Consider the following 26,293-nt stretch of genomic DNA (forward strand, 5'->3'; position numbering starts at 1 on the left):
TGTGCTGGCCAGCGTTCAGGCCCAGGCACAGGGCCCGGTGTCCCGAACCGGCCGCCTACCTGTGCCGCAACGGACGCTTTTACGCGGCTGCGCGTGTTCTTCATCGTGGGCGTCAGTTGGCCAATTTTCCACCGACCAGGGCTCCGCTGCCACCGCCAGCATGCCACAGGGGACCCTCTGACCCAGGCCCGAGACCATGGGCATTCACCCGGTTCTCTATTGGAGCGGGCGCCCCATACTTGCCTTTGGCCATCTTGAAACGCGCTTTCTTGCGAGGCCCGCCGATACCAGGAGACCATTGGCGTCGTAACGGCCCAGATCACCGGTACGGAAGTGGCCGTCTTCGGCGAAGCTTTCTGTGTTGAGCTCAGGCATGTCGCAGTAACCCGCCATCTGACTTGGCGACTTCACCAGCGCCTCACAGTCGTCGGCAATGCGAGCCGCCGCATCAGCGAAAGGCCGAACCACCGTAGCGATGGATTCTTACCCGAAGGGGTCTGTTTGTTGGCGCGAATGACGGCCACGCTGCTAAGGGTGCCCGTCAGAAACAGGTTCTTGGCCGAGCGCATGGAACACCCGCCAGAACCAGCGAGTACGACCAGAACCCGGCTAAGCGCCCAAAGGGCACAAACAGCATCGGGCACTTCTGTGACGTCACAGCCCTCATCACAAAGCCCGGAAAACAAAAAAGCCCACATTGCTGTAGGCTTTAAGGACCAAGCTGGTACTTGGGTTTTGTTGGTTGCGGAGGCAAGATTTGAACTTGCGACCTTTGGGTTATGAGCCCAACGAGCTACCAGGCTGCTCCACTCCGCGTCAAGTCTAGTATTCTATCACGCTTTTTCGTCGGCGGCGGCTGGTGCAGCAGTTTCTTCTGCACGATCAACCAATTCAACCAATGCCATAGGCGCATTGTCGCCCACGCGGTATCCCATTTTCAGGATGCGCGTGTAGCCACCTGGACGCGCGGCAAAGCGTGGGCCCAGTTCGTTGAACAGTTTCACGACAACATCACGGTCGCGCAAACGGTTAAAAGCAAGGCGGCGGTTGGCAACAGTTGCCACCTTGGCCAAAGTGATCATGGGTTCCACAACGCGACGCAGCTCTTTGGCTTTGGGCACTGTGGTTTTGATGACTTCGTGCGTGAGCAGCGAGTTCATCATGTTGCGCAACATGGCGAGGCGGTGCTCGCTGGTGCGGTTGAGTTTACGTAGTCCGTGTCCGTGACGCATTTTGATTTCCTTTTCAGTTTTTTGCCTGCAGCCGTATCAGGTACTGCAAGTTCGTCGGTGCCCGATTACAACAACCGGGCACTCGGGCCTCAGTGCTTGTCCAGGCCAGCTGGTGGCCAGTTTTCAAGCTTCATACCCAAGGTCAGGCCGCGAGAAGCGAGCACTTCCTTGATTTCGTTGAGCGACTTGCGACCCAGGTTGGGGGTCTTGAGCAACTCGTTTTCGGTGCGCTGGATCAGATCACCGATGTAGTAGATGTTTTCTGCTTTGAGGCAGTTGGCCGAACGGACAGTCAACTCAAGCTCATCCACAGGGCGCAACAAGATCGGATCGAACTGTTGCGAGCTGCGCTGGGCTGGTTGGTCGAATGCCGACAACTCCACACCTTCCAGCTGTGCGAACACAGCCAGCTGCTCGACCAAAATCTTGGCAGACGCGCGAACGGCCTCTTCAGGACCGATCGAACCGTTGGTTTCGATTTCCAAAACCAGCTTGTCCAGGTCGGTGCGCTGTTCCACACGGGCGCTTTCGACGGTATAGCTCACGCGCTTGATCGGCGAGAAAGACGCGTCGAGGACGATACGACCCAGCGAACGCGACTGATCGTCGCTGCGGCGCAAGCTGCCTGGCACATAACCACGGCCTTTTTCGACCTTGATCTGCATGTCCAGCTTGGCGCCGGCAGACAGCGTGGCAATCACGTGCTCAGGGTTGACGATCTCGACGTCGTGAGGCGTCTGGATATCAGCAGCCGTCACCACGCCTTCGCCGTCTTTGCGCAAGCTCAGCGTGACTTCGTCGCGGTTGTGGAGTTTGAACACCACGCCCTTGAGGTTGAGCAACATGTTGACGACGTCTTCCTGGACACCATCGATGGAGGAGTACTCGTGCACGACCCCCGCGATCGTCACTTCGGTCGGCGCATGGCCGGCCATGGAAGACAGCAAGACCCGACGCAGGGCATTGCCCAGCGTGTGCCCGTAGCCGCGCTCGAAGGGCTCGAGTGTGACCTTGGCGCGATTCGTCGATACTTGTTCGACGTTGATGTTTTTGGGCTTGAGCAGATTGTTCAGCATTCAGACTTCCTTCATTACCCTCGGCTCGTTACACCGATAAGGCAGACGGAGCACGGCCCGGCGACCCCCAATGGGCAGCCGGGAACGAAATTAACGGGAATACAGTTCGACGATCAGCGATTCGTTGACGTCAGCAGCGAATTCGTCGCGATCAGGCGTCTTCTTGAACACGCCTTCTGCCTTGTCGATCGTCACTTCAACCCAGGCGGGGAAGCCGATCTGCTTGGCCAGTTCCAGCGCTTCGATCACGCGGTTCTGCTTCTTCGACTTCTCGCGAACGGCAATCACATCGCCAGCCTTCACGGAGTACGAAGGGATGTTCACGGATTGACCGTTGACCGTGATCGCCTTGTGCGAAACGATCTGACGCGCTTCGGCGCGGGTCGAGGCAAAACCCATACGGAACACCACGTTGTCGAGACGGGATTCCAGCAGGGACAGCAGGTTGGCACCCGTGTTGCCACGGCGGCGATCGGCTTCGGCGAAATAGCGACGGAACTGGCGCTCAAGCACGCCATAGGTGCGCTTGACCTTCTGTTTTTCACGCAATTGCAGACCGAAGTCAGACATGCGCTGACCCGAAGTACGACCATGCTGGCCGGGCTTGGAGTCAAATTTCGCCTTGTCGCTGATCGAGCGGCGAGCGCTCTTGAGCAACAGGTCAGAGCCTTCACGGCGGGAAAGTTTGGCCTTGGGGCCGAGGTAACGTGCCACGTGTTTTTCCTTGAATGATCTACCGCAACCGAAGCCCGTGGGGGCAACATTGCGAGAGCCAGTCCCTCAGTGGGATGGCGGTGGGCTTAGCAAAAATGCCACCGCAGGTGACTGCGGTGGCTCTCAAAAAAGCTTTTGATTATACCGCGCTCGCGCGGTCGGTCGCATTAGATGCGACGGCGCTTCTGTGGACGGCAACCGTTGTGTGGCACAGGCGTCACATCCGCGATGGAGGTGATGCGGATACCCAGGGCGCCCAAAGCACGGACCGACGACTCGCGACCAGGACCTGGGCCCTTGATTTCGACGTCGAGGTTTTTGATACCTTGCTCGATCGCAGCGCGGCCGGCAACTTCAGACGCCACCTGGGCTGCAAAAGGCGTCGACTTGCGTGAGCCCTTGAAACCCTGGCCACCCGAAGAGGCCCAAGACAACGCATTGCCCTGGCGATCGGTGATCGTGATGATGGTGTTGTTGAACGATGCGTGCACGTGAGCAATACCGTCAGCAATGTTCTTGCGGACTTTCTTGCGGACGCGTGCAGATGCTGCGCTGTTATGTGACTTAGCCATGGAGATCCTTCAATCCTATTATTTCTTCAGCGACTGTGCGGCCTTGCGGGGACCTTTGCGGGTCCGAGCGTTGGTCTTCGTGCGCTGACCACGCAGGGGCAGACCGCGACGGTGACGGAAACCACGGTAGCAACCGATGTCCATCAAACGCTTGATGTTCATCGTCGTCTCGCGGCGCAGATCACCCTCGATCGTGAATAGACCCACCTGATCGCGAACCTTTTCAAGTTCTGCGTCGTCGAGATCTTTGATCTTCTTGGCGTAGTCAATGCCGCAAGCTTCGCAAATTTTGCGAGCGCGGGTGCGGCCAATGCCGAAGATTGCCGTCAAGCCGATTTCAGCGTGCTTGTGCGGCGGAATGTTGATGCCTGCAATACGAGCCATGATGTTCCTCTGTTCCTAACCGATCAGCCTTGACGCTGTTTGTGACGGGGGTCGGTGCAAATAACGCGCACGATCCCGTGTCGCTTGATGATCTTACAGTTGCGGCACATTTTTTTGACCGAAGCTGAAACTCTCATAGTTTTCTCCTGAATATTCCGAAAATTCGTTACAACCCTTCAAGCCATCACGACTTGAAGTTGGCCTTTTTCAGCAGTGAATCGTACTGCTGAGACATCATGTAGTTCTGTACCTGGGCCATGAAGTCCATCGTCACCACCACAATGATCAGCAGTGAGGTGCCGCCAAAGTAGAAGGGTACGTTGTACTTCAAGATCAGAAACTCTGGCAGCAAACACACGGCGGTGATGTATATCGCCCCCACCGCAGTCAAACGCAGCAAGATTTTGTCGATGTAGCGCGCCGTTTGGTCACCAGGGCGAATGCCCGGGACAAAAGCACCACTCTTCTTCAGGTTGTCTGCTGTCTCGCGGCTGTTGAACACAAGCGCGGTATAGAAGAAGCAAAAGAAGATGATCGCAGCTGCATACATGGCCACATAGATCGGTTGTCCCGGGGACAAGGCCGAAGCGATGTCTCTGAGCCAGCGGGTTGAATCACCGGTACTCACCCAGCTGATCACCGTAGTGGGCAACAGAATGATGGACGAGGCAAAAATAGGCGGAATCACACCAGCCATGTTCAGCTTGAGCGGCAGGTGGGAGGACTGACCTCCGTACACCTTGTTGCCCACCTGGCGGCGTGCGTAATTCACCAGAATCTTGCGCTGTCCGCGCTCGACAAACACCACGAAGTAGGTGACCAAAATCACCAGCGCAATGATGAGAATCGAAGCCAGGATGTTCATGGCGCCGGTACGAACCAGCTCCAGCAACCCACCGATCGCACTGGGCAAGCCCGCTGCGATACCCGCAAAAATAATCAGCGAAATGCCGTTGCCCAGACCGCGCTCGGTGATCTGCTCACCCAGCCACATCAGGAACATGGTTCCGGCAACCAAGCTGACGACCGCTGTGAGGCGGAACATCATGCCCGGATCTATCACCAAGCCAGCTTGACTCTCCAAGGCCACTGCGATGCCCATCGCCTGGAAGATAGCCAGACCCAAGGTACCGTAGCGGGTGTAAGAAGTGATCTTGCGGCGACCGGCCTCGCCTTCCTTTTTCAGCTGCTCAAACGTGGGGACCACGTAAGTCATGAGCTGCATGATGATGGAAGCCGAGATGTACGGCATGATGCCCAAGGCGAACACCGTGAATCGCGACAGCGCGCCACCCGAGAACATGTTGAACAAACTGAGGATGCCCCCAGCCTGGCCTTTGAACAGTTGCTCCAGCTGCGCAGGGTCGATCCCGGGCACAGGGATGTGTGCGCCGATTCGGTAGACCACCAAGGCCAACAACAAGAACACAAGACGGCGACGCAGGTCACCGAATTTGCCTGTTTTGGCTAGGGTTGCGGATCCAGTTGCCACAGATTGCCTTTTTAGCGTTCGATCAGACCACCGAGCCGCCAGCGGCTTCGATAGCTTGCTTGGCACCAGCGGTTGCACCAATGCTCTTCAAATTCACAACACGGGTCAATTCGCCCGTTTTGATCACTTTGACGCGCTTGGCGATGTGGGCCACGAGCCCTGCCTGCTTGAGCACCAACATATCAACATCGGCAACCGACAGACCATTCAGGTCGGTCAAGGTCACTTCGGCGTTGAACTGCAGTTGAGCGGACTTGAAACCACGCTTGGGCAACCGGCGCTGCATAGGCATCTGACCGCCTTCGAAGCCGACCTTGTGGTAGCCACCCGTACGCGATTTTTGACCTTTGTGGCCACGACCAGCGGTCTTGCCCAGGCCAGAGCCGATGCCACGACCCACGCGACGCTTGGCGTGCTTGGAGCCTTCGGAAGGCTTGATGGTATTGAGTTCCATGTCTATAGCTCCGATCAGAGTACTTTGACCAGATAGCTGATCTTATTGATCATGCCGCGGACTGAAGGGGTGTCCTCCAGCTCACTGGTGCTGTTGACTTTGCGCAGGCCCAAGCCACGAACGGTGTCGCGGTGGGATTGCTTGGTACCAATGGGGCTACGCACCAATTGGACCTTGACGGTATTTTGAGTGGTCATGATCGTTCCAATCAGCCCAGGATGTCTTCGACAGACTTGCCGCGCTTGGCAGCGACATCGGAAGGCGTGGTCGAGTTTTTCAGTGCGTCCAGCGTGGCACGCACCAGGTTGTAGGGATTGCTCGAGCCATGGCTTTTGGCCACGACGTCGGTGATGCCCAACACTTCGAAGACTGCGCGCATGGGGCCGCCTGCAATGATGCCGGTACCCTTGGAGGCAGGCAGCATCATGACGTTGGAGGCACCGTGCTCACCCTTCACACTGTGGTGCAAAGAGCCGTTTTTGAGCGACACCTTGATCATGTTGCGGCGAGCGGCTTCCATGGCCTTCTGGACAGCAACGGGCACTTCACGCGCCTTGCCTTTGCCCATACCGACCCGACCGTCACCGTCACCGACCACGGTGAGAGCAGCGAAACCGAGAATACGACCGCCTTTGACCACTTTGGTCACACGGTTGATCGCGATCATCTTCTCGCGCAAGCCGTCGTCGTTCGCTTCGTTCTTGATGTTTGCCGTAAATTTAGCCATTTGTATTTCCCGTCCGATCAGAACTGCAGGCCGGCTTCACGCGCGGCATCTGCGAGGGCCTTGACCCGACCATGGTAGGCAAATCCCGAGCGGTCAAATGCGACCTTCTCGACACCAGCCGCTTTGGCCCGCTCGGCGATGCGTTTGCCGATCAAGGCAGCCGCTGTGGCATTGGCACCCTTGCCAGCGCCACCGATCTGGGCACGCACTTCGGCTTCGGCGGTAGAGGCCGAGGCCAACACACGGTTGCCATCGTCGGAGATGACGGTAGCGTAGATGTGCAGGTTGGTGCGGTTCACGGTCAGGCGCACTGCGCTTTGCTGCGCAATGCGGATACGCGTTTGACGCGCGCGACGCAGACGTTGCTCTTTTTTCGTCAACATGATCCTGATCCTTATTTCTTCTTGGTTTCCTTGATCACGACCTTTTCATCCGAATAACGGATGCCCTTGCCTTTGTAAGGCTCGGGAGGGCGCACAGCGCGCACTTCGGAAGCAATCTGGCCCACGCGCTGACGATCAGCGCCCTTGATGACAATTTCGGTTGGCGTAGGCGTTTCCACCTTGATACCAGCCGGCATGTCCATCACCACCGGGTGCGAATAGCCCACGGTGAGGTTGAGTTTGGCGCCTTGAGCCTGGGCTTTGTAACCCACACCCAGCAACGTCAACTTCTTTTCGAAGCCCTTGCTCACACCGTTGACCATGTTGTTCACCAGCTGACGCATGGTGCCGGACATGGCATTGGCTTCGCGAGAGTCGTTGGCGGGCACAAAAGTCATTGTGCCTGCGTTGTTTTCCACCTTGACCAGCGCGTTTTGCGCCAGTGCCAGGGCACCGAGAGCGCCCTTGACATTGATCAGGTCGCCATTGACAGCCACTTCGACCCCTGCAGGTACGGTGACTGGCTGTTTTCCAATACGTGACATTCAGTTTCTCCTCAATGTGCGCGCATCAGGCGACGTAGCAGAGCACTTCGCCACCGACACCGGTAGCGCGCGCTTTGCGATCGGTCATCACACCCTGTGGGGTCGTGACGATGGCGACGCCCAGGCCGTTTTGCACCTGGGGGATGGCGTTACGGCCGCGGTAAACGCGCAGGCCAGGACGGCTCACACGCTCAATGCGCTCGATAACGGGACGGCCAGCGTAGTACTTGAGGGAGATTTCAAGCTCACTCTTGCCTTCGACGGTCTTGACCTGGAAGCTGTCGATATAACCTTCGTCCTTGAGGACTTGGGCAATCGCAGCCTTGACTTTGGATGCTGGCATCGACACGGTTGTTTTCTCGACCATCTGCGCGTTGCGGATGCGGGTCAACATGTCGGCAATAGGATCACTCATGCTCATTTGTGGTTCTCCTAGGGCTTACCAGCTGGCTTTGGTGATGCCGGGGATTTCACCGGCAAAAGCCATTTCACGAATCTTGGCGCGACCCAAGCCGAATTGGGCGAATGTGCCACGCGGACGACCCGTGATCGCACAGCGGTTGCGCTGGCGGGTAGGGTTCGAATTGCGGGGCAGCTTTTGCAGCGCTTGACGAGCGGCATCGCGCTCTTCGTCGCTGTGCTTGGCGCTCTTTGCGATTGCCTGCAATTCTGCGTATTTCGTGGCGAACTTAGCGGCGAGTTTTTCGCGCTTGAGTTCACGTTGGAGTAGTGCTTGTTTAGCCACGCGTCACCTCAGTTCTTGAACGGGAAACGGAAACCGGCCAGAAGAGCTTTCGCTTCTTCATCTGTCTTGGCGGTCGTCGTGATGCTGATATTGAGACCACGCAAGGCATCAACCTTGTCGTACTCAATCTCAGGGAAAATGATCTGCTCTTTGACGCCGATGTTGTAGTTACCACGGCCATCAAATGCTTTGCCCGAAATACCGCGGAAGTCACGGACGCGGGGCAGAGCCACGGTCACGAAACGGTCCAGGAATTCGTACATGCGAGCGCCGCGCAGCGTCACCATGCAACCGATAGGCTGCTCTTCGCGAATCTTGAAACCAGCGATAGCCTTCTTGGCCTTGGTCACCACAGGCTTTTGGCCAGCGATTTTGGTCAGGTCGCCCACGGCGTGATCCATAACCTTCTTATCAGCAACCGCCTCGCTCACACCCATGTTGAGCGTGATCTTGGAGATGCGGGGCACCTGCATGGGCGACTTGTAACCGAATTTCTCGATCAAAGCCGGTGCAACGGTGTCGCGGTAGATGTCTTGCAAGCGTGTCATGTTCAGGCCGCCTTGATTTCTTCGCCGCTGGACTTGAAGACGCGCACTTTTTTGCCGTCAGCCAACTGCTTGATACCTACGCGATCAGCCTTACCCGTGGCGCCATTGAAGATGGCCACGTTGGACTGATGCAAAGGCATGGTTTTTTCAATAATGCCGCCAGTGATGCCCTTCATAGGGTTTGGCTTGGCATGCTTCTTGACCACATTGACGCCTTCGACGAGCAATTTGCTGTCGTCCACGCGCTGCGCGACTTTGCCGCGCTTGCCCTTGTCACGGCCTGCGATCACGATGACTTCATCGCCACTGCGAATTTTGTTCATGATGGATTCCTCAAAGGACCTCTGGGGCCAATGACACGATCTTCATGAACTTTTCAGTGCGCAACTCGCGCGTCACTGGTCCGAAGATGCGGGTGCCGATAGGCTCCAACTTGGCGTTAAGCAACACTGCTGCGTTGCCGTCGAATTTGATCAGCGCGCCGTCTGGACGGCGGATGCCCTTGGCGGTGCGAACAACAACGGCGCTATAAACTTCGCCCTTTTTGACGCGGCCACGTGGCGCTGCTTCTTTGATGGTGACCTTGATGACATCACCAACGCTGGCATAACGGCGCTTAGAGCCGCCCAGCACCTTGATGCACATCACGGACTTGGCACCCGTGTTGTCAGCAACATCGAGTCGAGTTTGCGTTTGGATCATTTGATTTAAGTCCCAACTTGAATCCCCCCAACCAACACGGCTGGAAGTGATCAGTCTTGGGCCCGTCGTTGCCAGCCAACCGCAACCCCGGAATCCGGATTTGCAGCCAACCAACTTCGGTGGGCAAGATTACATCGCTTTTTTACAGCGAAGCCACAGATTATGGCACTGCTTATCGGGCCTGTCAACAACCTTCTGTGACTATTTTTCGCACGGCTTGGAACTGGGAGGCAGGTAATGGTCGCAGAGGGAGAGGAACGCGGCCAGAGCGGGGTCCCGGCCGTGCTCTTCTGTCAACAGGGCGGCAACCGCAGGGGCCATGCTGGCGGCTTGTCGAGCGTCGAGGAACAGCGATCTCCAACGCCTGGCGAGCACGTCTTCGACGGTTTCAGCGTATTCGTGACGCACAGCGTAGCGAACCATGCCCTCGGTCAGGCCCATGCCCAGCTCGCGCTCTGCACCCGGGCAGGACAGTACGTCGTGTCCCTGGGTGCCGTAGAGGTGCAGCCCAGGTTCGGCGTAGACCGGTGTGGACGGCGTTTCACTTGGGGGAGCGCCCAACAGGCGGTGGCGGCCGGTGATGCTGCCGGGGCGACGGGGCAGCAAGCCTTCGTCAAAGCAGCGGTCCAGCACGTCTTCGGCCATGGCGCGGTAGGTCGTCCATTTGCCTCCGGTGACGGTCACCACGTTGCCGCCATCGACGACGATCGTGTGTTCCCTTGAGATGGATTTGGTCCCGGCGTTGGCATTGTCTGGGGGCGCGACCAAAGGGCGAAGGCCCACCCAGACGCTGCGGATGTCTTCGGTGCGCACCGGCCGGGTGAGCACTTGTGAGGCTTCATCGAGGATGAACGCCAATTCTTCGGCGAACGCAAGGGGCTCGCGCGGGAGGTCTTTTCGGGGGGTGTCTGTCGTTCCCAATATGAGCTTGCCCATCCAGGGCACGGCGAACAGCACCCGCCCATCGCGTGTCTTGGGCACCAGCAAGGCGTGGTGCCCGGGCATGAAGTCGCGGTCGACCACCACGTGCACGCCCTGACTGGGGCTGACCATATGGGATGGCGTGGCACCGGGCGCTGCGCCCAAAGCCTGGTTGCGCAAGGCATCGACCCAGACACCAGTGGCGTTCACGACACAGCGAGCTTTGATCGTGCAGCGGTTTTTGCCGATGCGATCACTCACTTCCAGCTGTGCCAAGCCTTTCTGCCCAGTTCCGGTCGAAGGCGGGTGAAGCGCAGTGACTTCGGCGTAGTTGAGCACGATGGCCCCAGCCTCTTCGGCCGTGCGGGCAAGCGCCAGCGCGAGTCGGGCGTCATCGAACTGGCCATCCCAGTACTTGACGCCACCCTGCAGGCCGTTCGCCTTCAGTCCAGGCAAGGCCACGAGGGTTTCGGATGCGTTGAGGAATTCGGTGCGCCCCAGACCTGCCCGACCTGCCATGAGGTCGTACAGCTTGAGCCCCACGCCATAAAAGGGGGTTTGCCACCACTTGTAGGAGGGCATGACAAACGGCAGCGGCTGTGCAAGGTGCGGCGCGATGCGCAGCACGTTTGAGCGCTCAGCCAAAGCCTCTCGGACCAAGGCAATATTGCCCTGAGCCAGGTAACGCACGCCGCCATGCAGCAGCTTGGTGGCGCGAGAAGAGGTGCCGCCCCCAAAATCATGAGACTCCAGGAGGGCCACGGAGAACCCGCGCAAGGCGGCGTCCAGGGCCACGCCCAGGCCTGTGGCCCCTCCCCCGACGACGACGAGGTCGAAGGTTTGATCTTGAGACAGGGCTTGAAAGTGGGTAGCGCGGGACATATGAATGTATGAATGCCCCCGCACCATCCAATGGCGCAGGGGCGGTTGATAAAAGACCTCAGGCGTTAGCGCACCCGACCGGCCTTCCAGGCATTGAGCAGCTCTTCATAAGCAATGGTCTCGCCTTTGGGCTTCTCGTTGGCCAGTTTCTTCCAGGGAGCGTGCTTGTCGCTCAAGTACTTGTTGGGATCCCCCTTCTTGTTGAGTTTGGGGGCGCAACGGTCCATGCCAGCGCGCTCCAGGCGGGCCATGACCTGGTCCATCTGCTCAGCCAGATTGTCCATGGCTTCCTGTGGCGTTTTCTCTGCCGTCACAGCCTGGGCCACGTTCTGCCACCAGAGCTGGGCCAGCTTCGGGTAATCGGGCACGTTGGTACCAGTGGGCGTCCAGGCCACGCGGGCCGGGCTGCGGTAGAACTCAACCAGACCACCCAGCTTGGGAGCCATGTCGGTCATGGCTTTGGACTGGATGTCGGACTCACGGATGGGGGTGAGGCCCACAATGGTCTTCTTGAGACTGGTGGTTTTAGCGGTCACAAACTGCGCGTACAGCCAGGCGGCTGCCGTGCGGTCGGCATCGTGCTTCTCAAAGAAGGTCCAGCTGCCAACGTCTTGGTAGCCGTTTTGCATGCCCTGCTTCCAATAGGGGCCATTCGGGCCAGGGGCCATGCGCCATTTCGGTGTGCCATCGGCATTGACCACCGGCAGACCCGGTTTGATCATGCCCGCAGTGAACGCGGTGTACCAGAAGATTTGCTGTGCAATCTGGCCCTGGGCCGGCACTGGACCGGCTTCGCCGAAGGTCATGCCGATGGCCTCCTTGGGCGAGTACTTCTTCATCCAGTCGATGTACTTCGTGAGTGCATAGACTGCGGCTGGGGAGTTGGTAGCGCCGCCGCGGGAAACGCTGGCACCCTCCGGGTGGCAACCGTCAGCCGATGCGCGAATGCCCCACTCATCCACTGGCTTGCCGTTGGGAATACCAATGTCGGCTGTGCCGGCCATGGACAACCATGCGTCGGTGAAGCGCCAGCCCAGTGACGGGTCCTTTTTGCCATAGTCCATATGGCCATAGATGGGCTTGCCGTCGATGGTTTTCACATCGTCGGTAAAGAACTCGGCGATGTCTTCGTAGGCGCTCCAGTTCTGTGGCACTCCCAGGTCGTAGCCGTACTTGGCTTTGAATTTGTCTTTCAGATCTTTGCGGGCGAACAAATCAGCGCGGAACCAGTACAGGTTGGCGAACTGTTGGTCGGGCAACTGGTACAGCTTGCCATCGGGACCGGTGGTGAAGCTGGTACCGATGAAATCCTTGATGTCGATGCCAGGGTTGGTCCACTCTTTTCCCTTGCCCGCCATGTAATCGGTCAGGTTCATGACCTTGCCGTAGCGGTAGTGGGTACCGATCAAATCAGAGTCGGTGATCCAGCCGTCATAGATGGACTTGCCGGACTGCATGGAGGTTTGCAGCTTTTCAACCACGTCACCTTCCTGGATCAGATCGTGCTTGACGGTGATACCGGTGATCTCCTCAAAGGCCTTGGCCAGGGTCTTGCTTTCGTAGACGTGGGTGTCGATGGTCTCGGATACCACCGAGATTTCCTTGACGCCCTTGGCCTTGAGCTTGGCCGCCGCGTCGATGAACCACTTCATCTCGGCGACTTGCTGGTCTTTGCTCAGCGTGGAAGGCTGGAATTCACTGTCGATCCATTTTTTGGCGGCGGCCGAGTCGGCCCAAGCCAGGTTGGTGCTGAACGCAGCGATGGCCGCGACAGCCAGGGCGGTATGGCGAAATCTCATGTTGTCTCCTCAGGCAAAGTGCTTCCCCGGTTGGTATCTGGAAGGCTCGGCCCCGGGGAAGCGATGGGCCGAATTCCGGAATGCAGGCGCGCCGATCAGCCCTTGCGCATCGTCAGCGCCAGCCAGGCCATGGACACGACAAAGCTGATCCAGATGCTGGGCTCTTGTTCCAAGGAGAACCATTCGGCAAACCAACCGGCCATGCCGATGAAAGCGAGGTTGATGTAAGCAGCCCCCAGCAGGCCCATGAACATGCGATCACCACGCGTGGTGGCCATGGGCAAAAATCCCTTGCGCATGACCGTGGGAGACTTGATCTCCCATACCGTCATGCCGATGAGCATCACCAAAATGCAGGTAAAAAACACGGCCACCGGCGTGGTCCAGGCCATCCAATTAAACATGTGCGTTCTCCAGTATTTTTCGAGTGCGACAACCGCAAACCCGGGTCGCCGCCGAACCGCCTCTGCCCGCCTGCCCGCGACGCCCCCTGGGAGGTCGCGCGAAGCGCGACGTGGGGGTCATACCCGCCCCATGGCGAAGCCCTTGGCGATGTAATTCCTCACAAACCAGATCACGATCGCTCCAGGCACGATGGTCAGCACCCCGGCCGCAGCCAATGTGGCCCAGTCCATGCCAGAAGCGCTCACGGTGCGGGTCATGGTCGCCACAATGGGCTTGGCGTTGACGCTGGTCAGCGTGCGCGCCAGCAGCAGTTCGACCCAACTGAACATGAAGGCGAAGAAGGCGGTCACGCCCACGCCCGCCTTGATCAGCGGCAGGAAAATGGTCAGAAAAAAGCGCGGGAAGCTGTAGCCATCGATGTAGGCGGTTTCGTCGATCTCTCGAGGGATGCCCGACATGAAGCCTTCCAGAATCCAGACCGCCAACGGCACGCTGAACAAGAGGTGGGCCAGCGCCACGGCGAGGTGCGTATCCATCAGTCCAACCGTGGTGTAGAGCTGAAAAAACGGCAGCAGGAACACGGCAGGTGGCGTCATGCGATTGGTCAGCAACCAGAAGAACACCTGCTTGTCCCCGAGGAAGCTGTAGCGTGAAAACGCATAGGCTGCGGGCAAGGCCACCGTGATGGTGATCCCCACGTTGATCGCCACATAGATCAGGCTGTTGATGTAGCCCGAATACCAGCTCTCATCGGTAAAGATGAGTTTGTAGTTGTCCCAGGTGAAGTGCTGAGGCAACAAACTGAAACTGGAAACAATCTCCTCGTTGGTCTTGAAGCTCATATTGATCATCCAGTAGATGGGCAACAAGGCAAAGATCAAATAGGCGATCAGGAAGATCGTGCGCTTTTGAAACCTGGGCTCAGTCATGACCGGCTCCTTCCTTTTCGGCCTGGCCGAGTCGTTGCATCCAGTTGTAGAGCACGAAGCAGAACAACAAAATGATGAAGAAATAGATGAGGGAGAATGCCGCCGCCGGCCCCAGGTCAAACTGGCCCACGGCCTTCTGCGTCAGGTACTGGCTGAGGAAGGTGGTCGAGTTGCCTGGCCCACCGCCCGTGAGGACGAAAGGCTCGGTGTAAATCATGAAGCTGTCCATGAAACGCAGCAGCACCGCAATCATCAAAACCCCCCGCATCTTGGGCAGCTGGATATAGCGGAAAACCGCGAACTTGCTGGCACCATCGATGCGCGCGGCCTGGTAGTAAGCGTCGGGAATGCTGCGCAGGCCCGCGTAGGCCAGCAGCGCCACGAGCGGCGTCCAGTGCCAGACGTCCATCAACAACACTGTCAACCATGCGTGGGTGGTGTTCCCGGTGTAGCTGTAATCGATGCCCAGACCTTGAAGCGTCACACCCATCAGGCCGATGTCGGTGCGACCAAAGATTTGCCAGATGGTGCCAACCACGTTCAACGGAATGAGCAAGGACAACGCCACCAGCACCAAGGTCACCGACGCTTTCCACCCGCTGGCTGGCATGGACAGCCCCAGCATGATGCCCAGCGGCAACTCCACGGCCAACACAGCCGCGGAAAACCTCAACTGGTTCCAAAGCGCGGCGTGCAGGTCTTCGTCGCGCATCACGGCAGCAAACCATTCGGTGCCGACGAATACGCGCCGCTCGGGCGAAATAATGTCTTGCACGGAGTAGTTCACCACCGTCATCAAGGGCAGGATGGCGGAGAAGGCCACGCAGATGAGCACCGGCAGGATCAGGAACCAGGCCTTCTGGTTGACCGGCTTGTTTTGAACGCTCATGGCACAAGTTCCTCATTTTTGTAGAAGCAGGTGTTCTCACCCAGCAAATGCAAACCCACGGTTTCGCCCAACGCAGGTGGCGTCACATCAGGCGCCAGGCGCACCTTGAGCATCGAACCTGCAGCATCGCAACTCACCAGCCAATAGGTCCCTATGTCTTGCACCTGGCGCACCACCGCTTGCAGTGCGCCAGGCGCATCGAGCACGTCCAATGAAAGGTATTCCGGACGGATGCCCAAGGTCAAAGCCCCCTCGGGCAAACTGCGACCGGCCCCGGCCGGCAATCGCGCGCCGGCGAGTTCCAACGCATCGCCACGCACGGTGACCGGCATGAAGTTCATGCCAGGTGACCCGATGAAATGGCCCACGAAGGTGTGCGCCGGGCGATCGAACAAGGCCTCGGGCGTGCCCATCTGAACCACCTTTCCGCGTGTCATGACCACCACCTGATCGGCAAAGGTCAGCGCCTCAACCTGATCGTGCGTCACGTAGATCAGGGTCAGCTTGAGCTCGTGGTGAATCTGCTTGAGCTTGCGTCGCAACTGCCATTTCAAATGTGGATCGATCACCGTCAACGGCTCGTCGAACAACACGGCAGAGACGTCCGATCGCACAAGACCCCGCCCCAATGAGATTTTTTGTTTTTGATCGGCACTCAGACCCGCTGCAGCCATGTCAAGCTGGTGGCTCATTTCCAGCATTTCCGCGATTTTCCCTACGCGGGCCTTGATCTGATCTGCTGGCACCTTGCGATTCTTGAGCGGGAAAGCCAGGTTTTCTGCCACCGTCATGGTGTCGTAGATCACAGGGAACTGGAACACCTGAGCGATGTTTCGCTCTTGCGGCGTGGCGCGCGTCAGGTCTTTGCCGTCGAACAGCACTTTGCCGTGAGACGGCACGACCAAGCCCGACATGATGTTGAGCATGGTGGTCTTGCCGCAGCCCGAAGGGCCGAGCAAAGCGTAGGCCCCACCATCCTCAAACGTCATTTTCAAAGGCAGCAGTGCGTAGTCGGCATCTTCCTTCGGGTTGGCTTTATAAGAATGCGCGAGATCGAGTTCGATGTGGGCCATCAGCGGCTCCCTCCTATACGTTCGGGCGCGACCAGCAAAGCCCCCGAAGCGTCAAACAGATAGACCTGCGATGGGCTCACATGCAGGGTGATGCTTGAACCCAGCTCGAAGTTGTGCACGCCCGTGAGTTGGGCCACCAGATCGCCGACCGCGGTGTGCGCATGCACAAAGGTATCGGAGCCAGATATTTCAGCCAGGTCCACCGTACCGATGAGCGGCAGATCGCCGTCACGACCCCGCTTGCGCAACGCACTGGCACGAATGCCCAGTGTCACGTCGCGGCCGGCAGGTGCCGGCAAAGTCAAGGGCACCAGTGCCCCTCCCGCGATTTGCACCCCCCCCTCTGTCACCTGTGCTGGCAACAAGTTCATGGGCGGATCGCTGAAAGCACGCGCGACGCGAATCGACTCAGGGCGGTGAAAGACCTCGGCAGTGGGACCGTATTGCAGCAACTCGCCCTGATCCATCACGGCGGTGTACCCACCCAACAGCAACGCCTCAGCAGGCTCTGTGGTGGCGTACACAACAGTCGCTCCCCCGGTGGAAAACAGCTGCGAAAGCTCATCGCGAAGTTCTTCACGCAGCTTGTAGTCCAAATTCACCAGCGGCTCGTCCAGCAGCATCAGCGGCGCGCCTTTGACCAAGGCCCGCGCCAGCGCCACTCGCTGCTGCTGCCCACCTGAAAGTTCGGCAGGCAGCCGCTCCAGAAAGACATCAATGTGCAGCTTCTCTGCCAGAGCGCGCACCTGGCGATCGATGGCTTCAGCACTTTCACCGCGGAGCTTGAGCGGCGAAGCAATGTTGTTGAACACGTTCATCGAGGGGTAGTTGATGAACTGCTGGTAGACCATGGCGATGTTGCGATCGCGCACAGGCACGCCCGTCACGTCCACGCCATCGACCAGTACCCGTCCCTTGGACGGCACATCGAGTCCTGCCATCAACCGCATCAGGCTGGTCTTGCCCGCCTGGGTTGCGCCGAGCAAAACCGTCACCGCACCCGGCACCGGGGACAAGGTCTGGGGATAGAGATGAACCGACGGCCCCACCGTCTTGCTCACGCGCTCCAAAGTCAACTGCATCGAATTTCCTGACAAAAGTCACACACGAGCCCCAAAGGGCTTTTCGTTTTTGCCATTTTAATGTTCGGTTCTGTTCCTATTTGTTCGGTATTTACCCTTAGCGGTCGAACTTTTTTTTCCGTTATGTTCGTGTTACCAAGAACTGCCAACGTCCCGCTTTATGAATCTCGCTCCCCGCCACACCCAGCTACTCGACGAGGTGCGCGCCCACGGGCCTCAAACGATCGAGGCCTTGTCAGAGCGTTTCGGCGTCACCCTGCAAACCGTGCGGCGCGATGTGCAGCGCTTGGCCGAGGCCGGGTTGCTGTCGCGTTTTCATGGCGGCGTTCGACTGCCCGGTTCAACCACCCAGAACATTGCCTACCGGCAGCGACAGGCCATGTTGTCCGAGGCCAAATCGGGTATCGCGCGGGCCATTGCCCAGCGTGTGCCCAACGGCTGCTCCCTGATCCTCAACATCGGCACCACCATTGAGGCGGTGGCCCACGAGCTCCGCAACCACCGAGGCCTGCGCGTGATCACGAACAACCTGCACATCGCCGCGCTGCTCAGCACCAACCCGGAGTGCGAAGTCATCGTGGCCGGCGGCCTGGTGCGCGCAGCGGACCAAGGGATCGTTGGGGAAGCCACAGTGGACTTCATGCGCCAGTTCAAGGTGGACATCGGCCTGATCGGCATCAGCGGCATCGAATCCGATGGCACGCTGCGCGATTTCGATTACAGGGAAGTGAAGGTGGCGCGCACCATCATTGAGCAGTCCCGCGAGGTCTGGGTCGCCGCCGACCACAGCAAATTCAACCGCCCCGCCATGGTGGAACTGGCCCGGCTGGACGAAATCGACGTGATGTTCACCGACGCCCCGCCACCGTCCCCTTTTGACGAACTGATGGTGCAGGGGAATGTGCAGTGTGTGGTCGCGGATGCAAATTCGGCCCGCAAGGGCTGAACCCGATCGAGCACCGCCTATTCTTTCTCTGCTTTCTTTGTTCCTCTTTTCTTGAGCGTTGACCCACCCCATGAGCAATTACCTGTTGGCCCTGGACCAGGGCACTTCCAGCTCCCGCAGCATCGTTTTTGACCGCGCCGGCCGCGTGGTCGCGATGGCGCAACAAGAGTTTCCGCAGATCTACCCACAACCGGGCTGGGTCGAACACGATCCGCTCACGCTCTGGAGCACCCAGCTGGACACGGCGCGCCAGGCCATGAAAGAAGCCGGCCTGAGCGCGGCGGACATTCGGGCCATTGGGATCACCAATCAGCGCGAGACCACGGTGGTCTGGAACCGCAAAACTGGCGAACCGGTGTACAACGCCATCGTCTGGCAAGACCGCCGGGCAGAAGCCGCCTGCGTGAAGCTGCGCGACGCGGGCATGAACGACACCGTGTTGCAGAAAACCGGGCTGCGCATCGATGCCTATTTCTCAGGCACCAAACTGCAGTGGATCCTGGACAACGTGGCCGGCGCCCGGGCCCAGGCGGAGCGCGGTGAGCTGGCTTTTGGCACGGTGGACAGCTGGCTGATCTGGAAGCTCACCGGTGGTGCCGTGCACGCGACCGACCACAGCAATGCGGCCCGCACGATGCTGTTCAACATCCACACCCGCACCTGGGACAGCGAACTGCTGGACGCCTTGCACATCCCAGCCAGCCTGATGCCAGAGGCCCTGCCGTCGGCCGCCGAGTTCGGCCACACCCAGGCCGAATGGCTGGGCGCGCCGATGGTCATTGGCGGCGTGGCCGGCGACCAGCAAAGCGCCCTCTTCGGCCAGGCCTGCTTCCAGGCCGGCATGGCGAAAAACACCTACGGTACCGGCTGCTTCATGCTGATGCACACCGGCGAGCGCTTCCAGCTCAGCGAAAACGGGCTGATCACCACGGCTGCGGCCCAGCCCCCCGGGGCACCGCAATACGCGCTGGAGGGCAGCGTGTTCATTGGGGGCGCCGTGATCCAGTGGCTGCGCGACGGCCTCAACGCGATCAGGTCCAGCAGCGAAGTTCAGGCTCTGGCCGAAACGGTGCCCGACACGGGCGGCGTGGTGCTGGTGCCCGCCTTCACCGGCTTGGGCGCGCCATATTGGCAACCCGACAGCCGGGGCAGCCTCACCGGCCTCACCCGCGGTACCACGGTGGCCCACATCGCGCGCGCTGCGCTGGAGAGCATCGCCTTTCAAAGCGCCGCGCTGCTCTCGGCCATGAGCCGCGATTCGGTGGCCGCCGGCGGCATCAAGGTGAATCAACTGCGGGTCGACGGCGGAGCCTGCGTCAACGATTTGTTGATGCAGTTCCAGGCCGACTTGCTGGGCATTCCGGTGGTGCGCCCCGCCGTGATCGAAACCACGGCCCTGGGGGCGGCCTACCTGGCCGGGCTGCACACCGGGCTGTACGCCGGGTTGGACGAGTTGTCGCAACAATGGCGGGCCGAACGCACATTTGAGCCCCAGATGTCCCGTGAGGTAGCCGCAGAAAAGATGGCGGCCTGGGAGCGGGCTGTGCGCCAGACCGTGGCGGTCTGAACTTGCCCGCCCTTGCCTGAAGCACCTTGGGGCGGCTTGGGGCGGCACAATGGCGGTATGAGCACCACCTCCTCCTCCCATCCTTTCATCACCTTCGTCGGCGGCGGCAACATGGCCAGCGCCATCCTGGGAGGACTGCTCCAGAAGGGCCATCCCACATCCGCCTTGCAGGTGATCGAGCCCTGGGATGCGCAACGCGCCCGCTTGGGCGAACAATTCCCCGGCCTGCGGGTGCACGAGGCCGCGAGCGACGCACTGCACGCATCCGACTTGGTGGTGTGGGCGGTGAAGCCCCAGACCTTCAAGGAGGCTGCCCTCGAGGCCGGCCCGCATCTGGGCGACGCTCTGCACCTGAGCGTCGCCGCCGGCATCACCAGCGAAAGCATGGCGGGCTGGCTGAAGACCGAGCGCATCGTGCGCGCCATGCCCAACACGCCAGCCCTGGTCGGCCTGGGCATGACCGGCCTGTATGCCCGCGATGCCGTGAGCGCAGCAGAGCGCGGCTTGGTGGAAACGGTGATCAAAACCACAGGTGAACTGATCTGGGTGAGCGCCGAAACCCAGCTCGATGCGGTGACCGCCTTGTCTGGCTCAGGCCCGGCCTACGTTTTCTATTTCCTGGAAGCCATGCGGGATGCCGGCGCCGAAATGGGCTTGCCGCCCGAGCTGGCCCAGCGCCTGGCCATGGGCACCTTTGCCGGCGCCACCGCGCTGGCGCAGCAAGCCAACGAGACGCTGCAAACAATGCGGGCACGGGTTACATCGAAAGGGGGCACCACTTACGCGGCGCTCACGTCGATGGAGGCCAGCCAGATCAAAGAAAACTTCACGAAGGCCATGCACGCCGCTCACAAGCGGGCGGAGGAACTGGGCGTGGAGTTCGGAGGGTAAAAACCCATCCGCTGCGGTGTCTTCAATCGCCCCCTGAAAAGGCTCGTCACGACCATCCCAATGGACCCGACGGATCCGGACCGGACGTGACGGCCGAGCTGGCATCGAGGATTGCCATGGCCCCGGCCGTCAAACGCCGAGCACCACCCCGAGAAACACCGTGAACCCCAGCCAGTGGTTCTGGCGGAAAGCGACGAAACAACCTTCGCGCGTGCGGCCTTTGATCAGGCGGTGGTGCCATGCCACCTGGGCCAAGGCCGCAACCAGCATCGCGCCCCACACCCATGGGTTCACGCGCCCCCACAGCGTGGCGGTCCAGACGGCCAGCCACACCAGGTAGAACCCGATCACCGCCGCCACGTCCCAGTCGCCCAGCGTGATGGCCGAGGTTTTCATGCCGATCTTGAGATCGTCGTCGCGGTCCACCATGGCGTATTCGGTGTCATATGCCAGTACCCAGAACAGGTTGCCCACCATCAGCGCCCAGGCCTGCCAGGGCACAGCGTCCCAAAACCCCGCGGGCGTCAACACCCCTCCAGCGGACGGATCGAACAGCTCCCAAGCCGGCCCAGCCGTTACTGCAGCAAACGCCATGGGTATCCCAAAACTGAACGCAACCCCCAGCACCGCCTGCGGCATGGAGACATGGCGTTTGGCATAGGGGTAGATCACGGCCAGTGCCAGACCCACAAAAGACCAGACGATGGTGGCGAGGTTGGTGGTCAGCACCAGCAGGAAGGCGACGAAGGCCAGCACCGCCCCCAAGCCCAAAGCTTCTTTCACGCCGATACGGCCACTGGTCACGGGTCGCTGCGCGGTGCGTTTGACGTGCAGATCAAATTCGCGGTCGGCCACATCGTTCACGCAGCAGCCCGCACTGCGCATGAGGACCGTGCCCAAACCGAATACCAGCGTGAGGTGCAGTCCAGGAAAACCGTCGGCCGCGAGCCACAGCGCGGCCAGCGAGGGCCAGAGCAAGAGCAACCAGCCTGCGGGACGGTTCCAGCGGATCAGGTCCAGATAGAGTTTGAGTTTGTTTTTCACACGAGTAAAAAAGCGAAGGTAGCGAGCCTATGGCTGGGCGGCTCAGAGACAGATGGCGTCAAGACCACGCACACAGGGGCGTGGTGGCGCCGCAAACATCGTGGGGCACATCCAGATACCGCCTGAAGACGGCCCCAACAAGTGTAGGGGAGGCCCGGTGTCAGGACAGCCGTTTGACGCCCGGCAGTTCGCAGGCGTAAATGGCATTGCGCAGTTCGGCGATGGCTTCGTAGCGGGTAAAGCTGCGGCGCCAGGCCAGCACCACGCGCCGTGTCGGCGCTTCGCCCTTGAACGGCAGGTAGCGCACAAACGACGAGTCACCGAAATCCTGTTCGTCTGCCGGACTGCCATTCAGCGCCGAGGTGGGCACCGACAGGCGGGGCACCAGTGTCACGCCCATACCGGCCGCCACCATGTGTTTGATGGTTTCCAGCGACGAGCCTTCGAAGCTCTTGCGGATGCCTTCGGTGTCGTTCGAAAAGCGCGCGAACTCGGGGCAGACTTCCAGCACATGGTCCCGAAAACAATGGCCGGTGCCCAGCAACAGCATGGTTTCGCGCTTGAGCTCCTCGGACGTGATGGTGGTTTGCTGCGCCAGCGGATGACCCACCGGGACCGCCGCCAGAAACGGCTCGTCGTAAAGCGGCGCCATGGCCAGGTTGGTTTCCGGGAACGGCTCGGCCAGGATGGCGCAATCGATCTCGCCCAGGCGCAGCTGCTCCAGCAGCCTCACCGTGAAATTCTCCTGCAGCATCAGCGGCATCTGCGGAGTGCGCTCGATCACCTGGCGCACGAGGTTGGGCAGCAGGTAAGGGCCAATGGTGTAGATCACCCCCAGGCGCAGCGGGCCGGCCAATGGATCTTTGCCGCGCTTGGCGATTTCCTTGATGCTCGCGGCCTGCTCCAGCACCGTTTGCGCCTGGCGCACGATCTCTTCACCCAGCGGCGTGATCGCGATCTCACTGGCATTGCGCTCAAAAATTTTGAGCTCCAGCTCCTCTTCCAGCTTTTTGATGGCCACGGACAAGGTGGGCTGCGACACGAAACAGGCTTCGGCGGCTTTGCCAAAGTGCTTTTCGCGGGCCACGGCCACGATGTACTTGAGTTCGGTCAGGGTCATGGGCGTATTGTGCCCCCCTGCGCCACAGGAATCGAATCCCCCGCGCCGCCTGCGGCGTCACCCCCAAGGGGGCGATGCGAGTGGCCCGGCAAAGCCGGTTCCACCGCATCCTTGATTGAATTCCTCGCCAGAGAGGGGTGTTTTTTTCAGGCTTTGAGGAATTCGGCCTTGGTGCCCAGCCAGCGTGCCGAATGTTTCTCGGCGGCCTCCGGGTTCTTCACCAACATCTGAGCGGCGGCTTCCCGCGCCCAGGCCAACAAATGCCCGTCGGTCTCCAGATCGGCAAAGCGCAGCATGGCGGCACCCGACTGGCGCGCGCCCATGAACTCGCCCGGACCACGGATTTCGAGGTCGCGCCGGGCGATCTCGAAACCGTCGTTGGTCTCGGCCATGGCCTTGAGCCGCTCGCGCGCCGTTTCGCTGAGGCGGCCACCCTCAGGGGGGGAGTAGATCAATACGCAGGCCGATGCCGCAGCGCCCCGCCCGACCCGGCCGCGCAACTGGTGCAGCTGGCTCAGGCCGAAGCGCTCGGCGTGTTCGATCACCATGAGTGAGGCGTTGGGCACATCCACCCCCACCTCAATCACCGTGGTGGACACCAGCAAGCCCATGTGGCCGGCCTTGAACATGTCCATGACCACCTTCTTTTCTGGTGAGGTCATGCGCGAATGCAGCAGGCCCACCAGCACGCCCGGCAAGGCTTCGCTCAGATCGGCGTGTGTCTGGGTGGCATTGGACAAATCCAGCGCTTCGCTTTCTTCGATCAGCGGGCACACCCAGTACACCTGACGGCCTTCGGCCACTTGCGCGCCAATGCGCTCGATCACGTCATCCCGCCGCTGGTCCGACATCACCTTGGTCAAGATGGGCGTTCGCCCTGGGGGCAGCTCGTCGATGGTGGACACATCGAGGTCGGCGTAGTAGCTCATCGCGAGGGTTCGCGGTATCGGGGTGGCGGTCATCATGAGCAAATGGGGCTCGAGATCAGCCCGCCCCTCGAGGGGCAACGCTGGCGAACTGGCAGAGCCAGATCCGCGGCCTGAATTGGTCTCCCCCCCATCGGTTGCGCGCTTCGCGTCGCCACTCCGCCCCTCAAGGGGCAACGCTGGCGAACTGGCAGAGCCAGATCCGCGGCGTTCTGGGCTTTGCTCAGTCAACGCCACTCCAGGCCCCATCTTGCTTCTGAGCGCCAGGCGCTGGGCCACGCCAAAGCGGTGTTGTTCGTCAATGATGGCCAAGGCAAGGTTTCGAAATTGCACCTGATCCTGGATCACGGCGTGGGTGCCCACCACCAAAGCAGCCTCGCCGCTGGCGATCAGGGCCAACATCTCGGTGCGTTGCTTCTTTTTCTGGCCGCCGGTGAGCCAGGCCACGCGTTTGCCCAATGGCGAGAGCAGCGGCTCCAGCCAGCCGATGAGTTTGGAAAAATGCTGTTCGGCGAGAATTTCCGTGGGCGCCATGAGCGCGCATTGCCAGCCGGCATCCATGGCAATGGTGGCCGCCAAGGCCGCCACCACTGTTTTTCCGGAGCCCACATCGCCTTGCAGCAATCGGTGCATGGGCACTTGGCGTGCGAGATCGCTGGCGATCTCATCGCCTACCCTGCGCTGGGCGGCCGTTAGGGAAAAGGGCAGGACGGCAAGCAACTGTTCGTGCAACCCGCCCGGCTTGGCCCGCAAGGCAGGGGCGCGTAAAGCGTCGCGCTCCCGCTTGGCGACCAGCTGCGACAGCTGTTGCGCCAGGAGCTCTTCGGCCTTGAGGCGTTGCCAGGCCGGGTGGCTGCGGTCTTCCAGCGCGTCCAGCGACACCTCGGGCCCCGGGTGGTGCAGGTAAGCCAGCGCATCGCGCAGGGTGAACAGGGGACCGTCCGCGTTGCGCACCACATCTGCCAGGCTGTGCAACAAGGCGGGCGGCACCGTCTCCGACAGGTCGGCCCGCCGCAAACCGCTGGCCACCGCCTTGCGCAGGTAGGCCTGGGGCAGCTGCGCGCTGGTGGGGTACACCGGCGTGAGTGCATCGGGCAGCTCGCCCCCGGCCGCGTGAAACGAAGGGTGCATCATCGTGCGCCCCATGAAGCCGCCGCGCACTTCGCCCCGCACCCGCACGCGCGCCCCCACGGCCAATGCGTTCTGGTGCGATGGGTAAAAGCTGAAAAACCGCAGGGTGCAGGTGTCACTGCCGTCGTCCAGGGTGACCAGCAGCTGGCGCCGGGGGCGAAAGCTCACCTCGCTGTCCACCACGGTGCCTTCCACCTGCACCGTCTGGCCTTCACGCGCATCACTGAGCTTCACGATGCGGGTTTCGTCTTCGTAACGCAGCGGCAAATGCAGCGCCAGGTCGATGTCCCGCACCAGGCCCAGCTTGCGCAGGGCTTTCTGAGGCGCAGACAACGCGGGGGCTGCGGACTTGCTGTCGATCGGGGCAGGCATGTGCGCATTGTGCCCGGCCTTGTACCCCTGCAATTGCATCGGCCAAACCCAGGGGCGACAGCGCGGGCGCGGCGCCTGCTCTAGCATCTAGACCTCACCCCGGAAGACCGCACCATGACCGAAGCCGAGCATTTTTACGAACCCGCACAGGGCCACGGCCTGCCCCACGACCCCTTCAACGCCATCGTGGGCCCCAGGCCCATCGGCTGGGTCTCGACCTGCGGCGCTGAGGGCGTGCTCAACCTGGCGCCCTACAGCTTCTTCAATGCGTTCAACTACACGCCGCCGATCGTGGGCTTCTCCAGCATCGGCTACAAAGACTCGGTGCGCAACATCGAAGCCACGGGCGAATTTGTCTGGAACCTGGTCACCCGTCCGCTGGTCGAGGCCATGAACCAGACCTGCGCCGCGGTGGGGCCCGAGGTCGATGAATTCGCACTGGCGGGCCTCACGCCCGCCGCCTCTCGCCTGGTGAAGGTGCCTCGGGTGCAGGAGAGCCCTGTGGCCTTCGAATGCCGTCTGACCCAAATGATCCAGCTGACCTCGGCGCTGGGCGAGCCCGTCGAGAGCTGGCTGATCTTGGGCGAAGTGGTGGGTGTGCACATTGCCCAGCGGCTGCTGAAAGACGGTATGTACGACACAGCCAACGCAGAGCATGTTTTGCGCGGCGGCGGCCCGGCCGACTATTTCAGCATCGGACCCGAGCAGCTGTTCAAGCTCTACCGTCCCCGCTGAGCTGACG

At 60.5% G+C, this 26,293-nt stretch carries 31 protein-coding genes and 1 tRNA gene; 4 read left to right on the plus strand and 28 right to left on the minus strand.

From position 1 onward, the window contains the following. Positions 1 to 739: 739 nt before the first annotated feature. From E5678_RS14370 to E5678_RS14490, 25 genes are all read right to left on the minus strand, one after another. A tRNA-Met gene (locus tag E5678_RS14370) sits at positions 740 to 816 on the minus strand. A 17-nt stretch (positions 817 to 833) separates the two neighbouring features. Then, positions 834 to 1,232 (minus strand): 50S ribosomal protein L17, encoded by a 399-nt coding sequence (gene rplQ / locus E5678_RS14375; protein WP_136179159.1) that lies wholly within the window; start codon positions 1,230 to 1,232, stop codon positions 834 to 836. 89 nt (positions 1,233 to 1,321) lie between these two features. After that, positions 1,322 to 2,308, minus strand: coding sequence for a DNA-directed RNA polymerase subunit alpha (gene rpoA, locus E5678_RS14380; RefSeq protein WP_136179160.1), 987 nt, complete (start codon positions 2,306 to 2,308; stop codon positions 1,322 to 1,324). 90 nt (positions 2,309 to 2,398) lie between these two features. Next, positions 2,399 to 3,022 carry a 30S ribosomal protein S4 gene (gene rpsD / locus E5678_RS14385; RefSeq protein ID WP_136179161.1) on the minus strand — a complete coding sequence of 208 codons (624 nt, stop codon included), beginning with the start codon at positions 3,020 to 3,022 and terminating at the stop codon, positions 2,399 to 2,401. 167 nt (positions 3,023 to 3,189) lie between these two features. Beyond that, the gene (gene rpsK / locus E5678_RS14390; RefSeq protein WP_136179162.1) at positions 3,190 to 3,594 is read right to left on the minus strand and encodes a 30S ribosomal protein S11; all 405 of its coding nucleotides are present in this window, start codon (positions 3,592 to 3,594) and stop codon (positions 3,190 to 3,192) included. 18 nt (positions 3,595 to 3,612) lie between these two features. Further along, the gene (rpsM, locus tag E5678_RS14395; RefSeq protein WP_136179163.1) at positions 3,613 to 3,978 is read right to left on the minus strand and encodes a 30S ribosomal protein S13; all 366 of its coding nucleotides are present in this window, start codon (positions 3,976 to 3,978) and stop codon (positions 3,613 to 3,615) included. Positions 3,979 to 4,001: 23 nt separating this feature from the next. Next, a complete protein-coding gene (rpmJ, locus tag E5678_RS14400; RefSeq protein WP_084236402.1) occupies positions 4,002 to 4,115 on the minus strand; it encodes a 50S ribosomal protein L36 in 114 nt (37 codons plus the stop codon). Between the two features lie 47 nt (positions 4,116 to 4,162). Continuing rightward, the gene (gene secY, locus E5678_RS14405) at positions 4,163 to 5,470 is read right to left on the minus strand and encodes a preprotein translocase subunit SecY (protein WP_136179164.1); all 1,308 of its coding nucleotides are present in this window, start codon (positions 5,468 to 5,470) and stop codon (positions 4,163 to 4,165) included. A gap of 22 nt (positions 5,471 to 5,492) precedes the next feature. Then, the gene (gene rplO / locus E5678_RS14410) at positions 5,493 to 5,924 is read right to left on the minus strand and encodes a 50S ribosomal protein L15 (protein WP_136179165.1); all 432 of its coding nucleotides are present in this window, start codon (positions 5,922 to 5,924) and stop codon (positions 5,493 to 5,495) included. A gap of 14 nt (positions 5,925 to 5,938) precedes the next feature. Further along, positions 5,939 to 6,121 carry a 50S ribosomal protein L30 gene (gene rpmD / locus E5678_RS14415; RefSeq protein WP_136179166.1) on the minus strand — a complete coding sequence of 61 codons (183 nt, stop codon included), beginning with the start codon at positions 6,119 to 6,121 and terminating at the stop codon, positions 5,939 to 5,941. An 11-nt stretch (positions 6,122 to 6,132) separates the two neighbouring features. Continuing rightward, the gene (gene rpsE, locus E5678_RS14420) at positions 6,133 to 6,651 is read right to left on the minus strand and encodes a 30S ribosomal protein S5 (RefSeq protein ID WP_136179167.1); all 519 of its coding nucleotides are present in this window, start codon (positions 6,649 to 6,651) and stop codon (positions 6,133 to 6,135) included. Positions 6,652 to 6,668: 17 nt separating this feature from the next. Next, entirely contained in the window at positions 6,669 to 7,034 is a 366-nt protein-coding gene (rplR, locus tag E5678_RS14425; RefSeq protein WP_136179168.1) for a 50S ribosomal protein L18, read from the minus strand. An 11-nt stretch (positions 7,035 to 7,045) separates the two neighbouring features. Next, positions 7,046 to 7,579: a 50S ribosomal protein L6 gene (gene rplF, locus E5678_RS14430; RefSeq protein ID WP_136179169.1), complete on the minus strand. Its 534-nt coding sequence runs from the start codon at positions 7,577 to 7,579 to the stop codon at positions 7,046 to 7,048. A 25-nt stretch (positions 7,580 to 7,604) separates the two neighbouring features. Next, positions 7,605 to 8,000, minus strand: a complete 396-nt coding sequence (gene rpsH, locus E5678_RS14435; protein ID WP_136179170.1) for a 30S ribosomal protein S8 — start codon at positions 7,998 to 8,000, stop codon at positions 7,605 to 7,607. Positions 8,001 to 8,018: 18 nt separating this feature from the next. After that, entirely contained in the window at positions 8,019 to 8,324 is a 306-nt protein-coding gene (rpsN, locus tag E5678_RS14440) for a 30S ribosomal protein S14 (protein ID WP_136179171.1), read from the minus strand. Between the two features lie 8 nt (positions 8,325 to 8,332). Beyond that, complete coding sequence (rplE, locus tag E5678_RS14445; protein ID WP_136179172.1) at positions 8,333 to 8,872, minus strand: 50S ribosomal protein L5; 540 nt, start codon at positions 8,870 to 8,872, stop codon at positions 8,333 to 8,335. A gap of 2 nt (positions 8,873 to 8,874) precedes the next feature. Beyond that, complete coding sequence (gene rplX / locus E5678_RS14450) at positions 8,875 to 9,195, minus strand: 50S ribosomal protein L24 (protein ID WP_136179173.1); 321 nt, start codon at positions 9,193 to 9,195, stop codon at positions 8,875 to 8,877. 10 nt (positions 9,196 to 9,205) lie between these two features. Further along, the gene (rplN, locus tag E5678_RS14455) at positions 9,206 to 9,574 is read right to left on the minus strand and encodes a 50S ribosomal protein L14 (RefSeq protein ID WP_066091782.1); all 369 of its coding nucleotides are present in this window, start codon (positions 9,572 to 9,574) and stop codon (positions 9,206 to 9,208) included. A 201-nt stretch (positions 9,575 to 9,775) separates the two neighbouring features. Next, positions 9,776 to 11,377: a glycerol-3-phosphate dehydrogenase/oxidase gene (locus E5678_RS14460; protein ID WP_247596785.1), complete on the minus strand. Its 1,602-nt coding sequence runs from the start codon at positions 11,375 to 11,377 to the stop codon at positions 9,776 to 9,778. A 65-nt stretch (positions 11,378 to 11,442) separates the two neighbouring features. Next, entirely contained in the window at positions 11,443 to 13,176 is a 1,734-nt protein-coding gene (locus tag E5678_RS14465; protein ID WP_136179175.1) for an ABC transporter substrate-binding protein, read from the minus strand. A 95-nt stretch (positions 13,177 to 13,271) separates the two neighbouring features. Then, complete coding sequence (locus tag E5678_RS14470; RefSeq protein WP_136179176.1) at positions 13,272 to 13,580, minus strand: DUF2160 domain-containing protein; 309 nt, start codon at positions 13,578 to 13,580, stop codon at positions 13,272 to 13,274. Between the two features lie 117 nt (positions 13,581 to 13,697). Beyond that, complete coding sequence (locus tag E5678_RS14475; protein WP_136179177.1) at positions 13,698 to 14,510, minus strand: carbohydrate ABC transporter permease; 813 nt, start codon at positions 14,508 to 14,510, stop codon at positions 13,698 to 13,700. Next, positions 14,503 to 15,399: a sugar ABC transporter permease gene (locus tag E5678_RS14480; RefSeq protein ID WP_136179178.1), complete on the minus strand. Its 897-nt coding sequence runs from the start codon at positions 15,397 to 15,399 to the stop codon at positions 14,503 to 14,505. The genes E5678_RS14475 and E5678_RS14480 overlap by 8 nt, the downstream gene beginning before the upstream one ends. Then, a complete protein-coding gene (locus tag E5678_RS14485) occupies positions 15,396 to 16,472 on the minus strand; it encodes an ABC transporter ATP-binding protein (protein ID WP_136179179.1) in 1,077 nt (358 codons plus the stop codon). Before E5678_RS14485 ends, E5678_RS14480 begins: the two co-directional genes overlap by 4 nt. Beyond that, complete coding sequence (locus E5678_RS14490; protein ID WP_136179180.1) at positions 16,472 to 17,554, minus strand: ABC transporter ATP-binding protein; 1,083 nt, start codon at positions 17,552 to 17,554, stop codon at positions 16,472 to 16,474. The genes E5678_RS14485 and E5678_RS14490 overlap by 1 nt, the downstream gene beginning before the upstream one ends. Before the next feature lie 160 nt (positions 17,555 to 17,714). Here E5678_RS14490 and E5678_RS14495 point away from each other — a divergent pair, with 160 nt between their 5' ends. The 3 genes from E5678_RS14495 (at position 17,715) to proC (ending at position 20,958) form a co-directional block, all read left to right on the plus strand. Next, positions 17,715 to 18,500 carry a DeoR/GlpR family DNA-binding transcription regulator gene (locus E5678_RS14495; protein ID WP_136179181.1) on the plus strand — a complete coding sequence of 262 codons (786 nt, stop codon included), beginning with the start codon at positions 17,715 to 17,717 and terminating at the stop codon, positions 18,498 to 18,500. A gap of 70 nt (positions 18,501 to 18,570) precedes the next feature. Next, complete coding sequence (gene glpK, locus E5678_RS14500; protein WP_136179182.1) at positions 18,571 to 20,067, plus strand: glycerol kinase GlpK; 1,497 nt, start codon at positions 18,571 to 18,573, stop codon at positions 20,065 to 20,067. A 57-nt stretch (positions 20,068 to 20,124) separates the two neighbouring features. Then, positions 20,125 to 20,958, plus strand: coding sequence for a pyrroline-5-carboxylate reductase (gene proC, locus E5678_RS14505; RefSeq protein WP_136179183.1), 834 nt, complete (start codon positions 20,125 to 20,127; stop codon positions 20,956 to 20,958). A gap of 129 nt (positions 20,959 to 21,087) precedes the next feature. Here proC and E5678_RS14510 read toward each other — a convergent pair whose 3' ends face one another. The 3 genes from E5678_RS14510 to recG form a co-directional block, all read right to left on the minus strand. Continuing rightward, on the minus strand, positions 21,088 to 22,002 hold the full coding sequence (locus E5678_RS14510; protein ID WP_136179184.1) for a 4-hydroxybenzoate octaprenyltransferase: 915 nt from the start codon (positions 22,000 to 22,002) through the stop codon (positions 21,088 to 21,090). Positions 22,003 to 22,162: 160 nt separating this feature from the next. Further along, positions 22,163 to 23,122 (minus strand): hydrogen peroxide-inducible genes activator, encoded by a 960-nt coding sequence (locus E5678_RS14515; RefSeq protein WP_136179185.1) that lies wholly within the window; start codon positions 23,120 to 23,122, stop codon positions 22,163 to 22,165. A 146-nt stretch (positions 23,123 to 23,268) separates the two neighbouring features. Beyond that, positions 23,269 to 25,551 (minus strand): ATP-dependent DNA helicase RecG, encoded by a 2,283-nt coding sequence (recG, locus tag E5678_RS14520; RefSeq protein ID WP_136179186.1) that lies wholly within the window; start codon positions 25,549 to 25,551, stop codon positions 23,269 to 23,271. A 114-nt stretch (positions 25,552 to 25,665) separates the two neighbouring features. Here recG and E5678_RS14525 point away from each other — a divergent pair, with 114 nt between their 5' ends. Beyond that, entirely contained in the window at positions 25,666 to 26,286 is a 621-nt protein-coding gene (locus E5678_RS14525; protein ID WP_136179187.1) for a flavin reductase family protein, read from the plus strand. The last annotated feature ends 7 nt before the right edge of the window (positions 26,287 to 26,293 follow it).

It is taken from the genome of Hydrogenophaga sp. PAMC20947, assembly GCF_004795855.1.
Lineage (GTDB): Bacteria > Pseudomonadota > Gammaproteobacteria > Burkholderiales > Burkholderiaceae_C > Hydrogenophaga.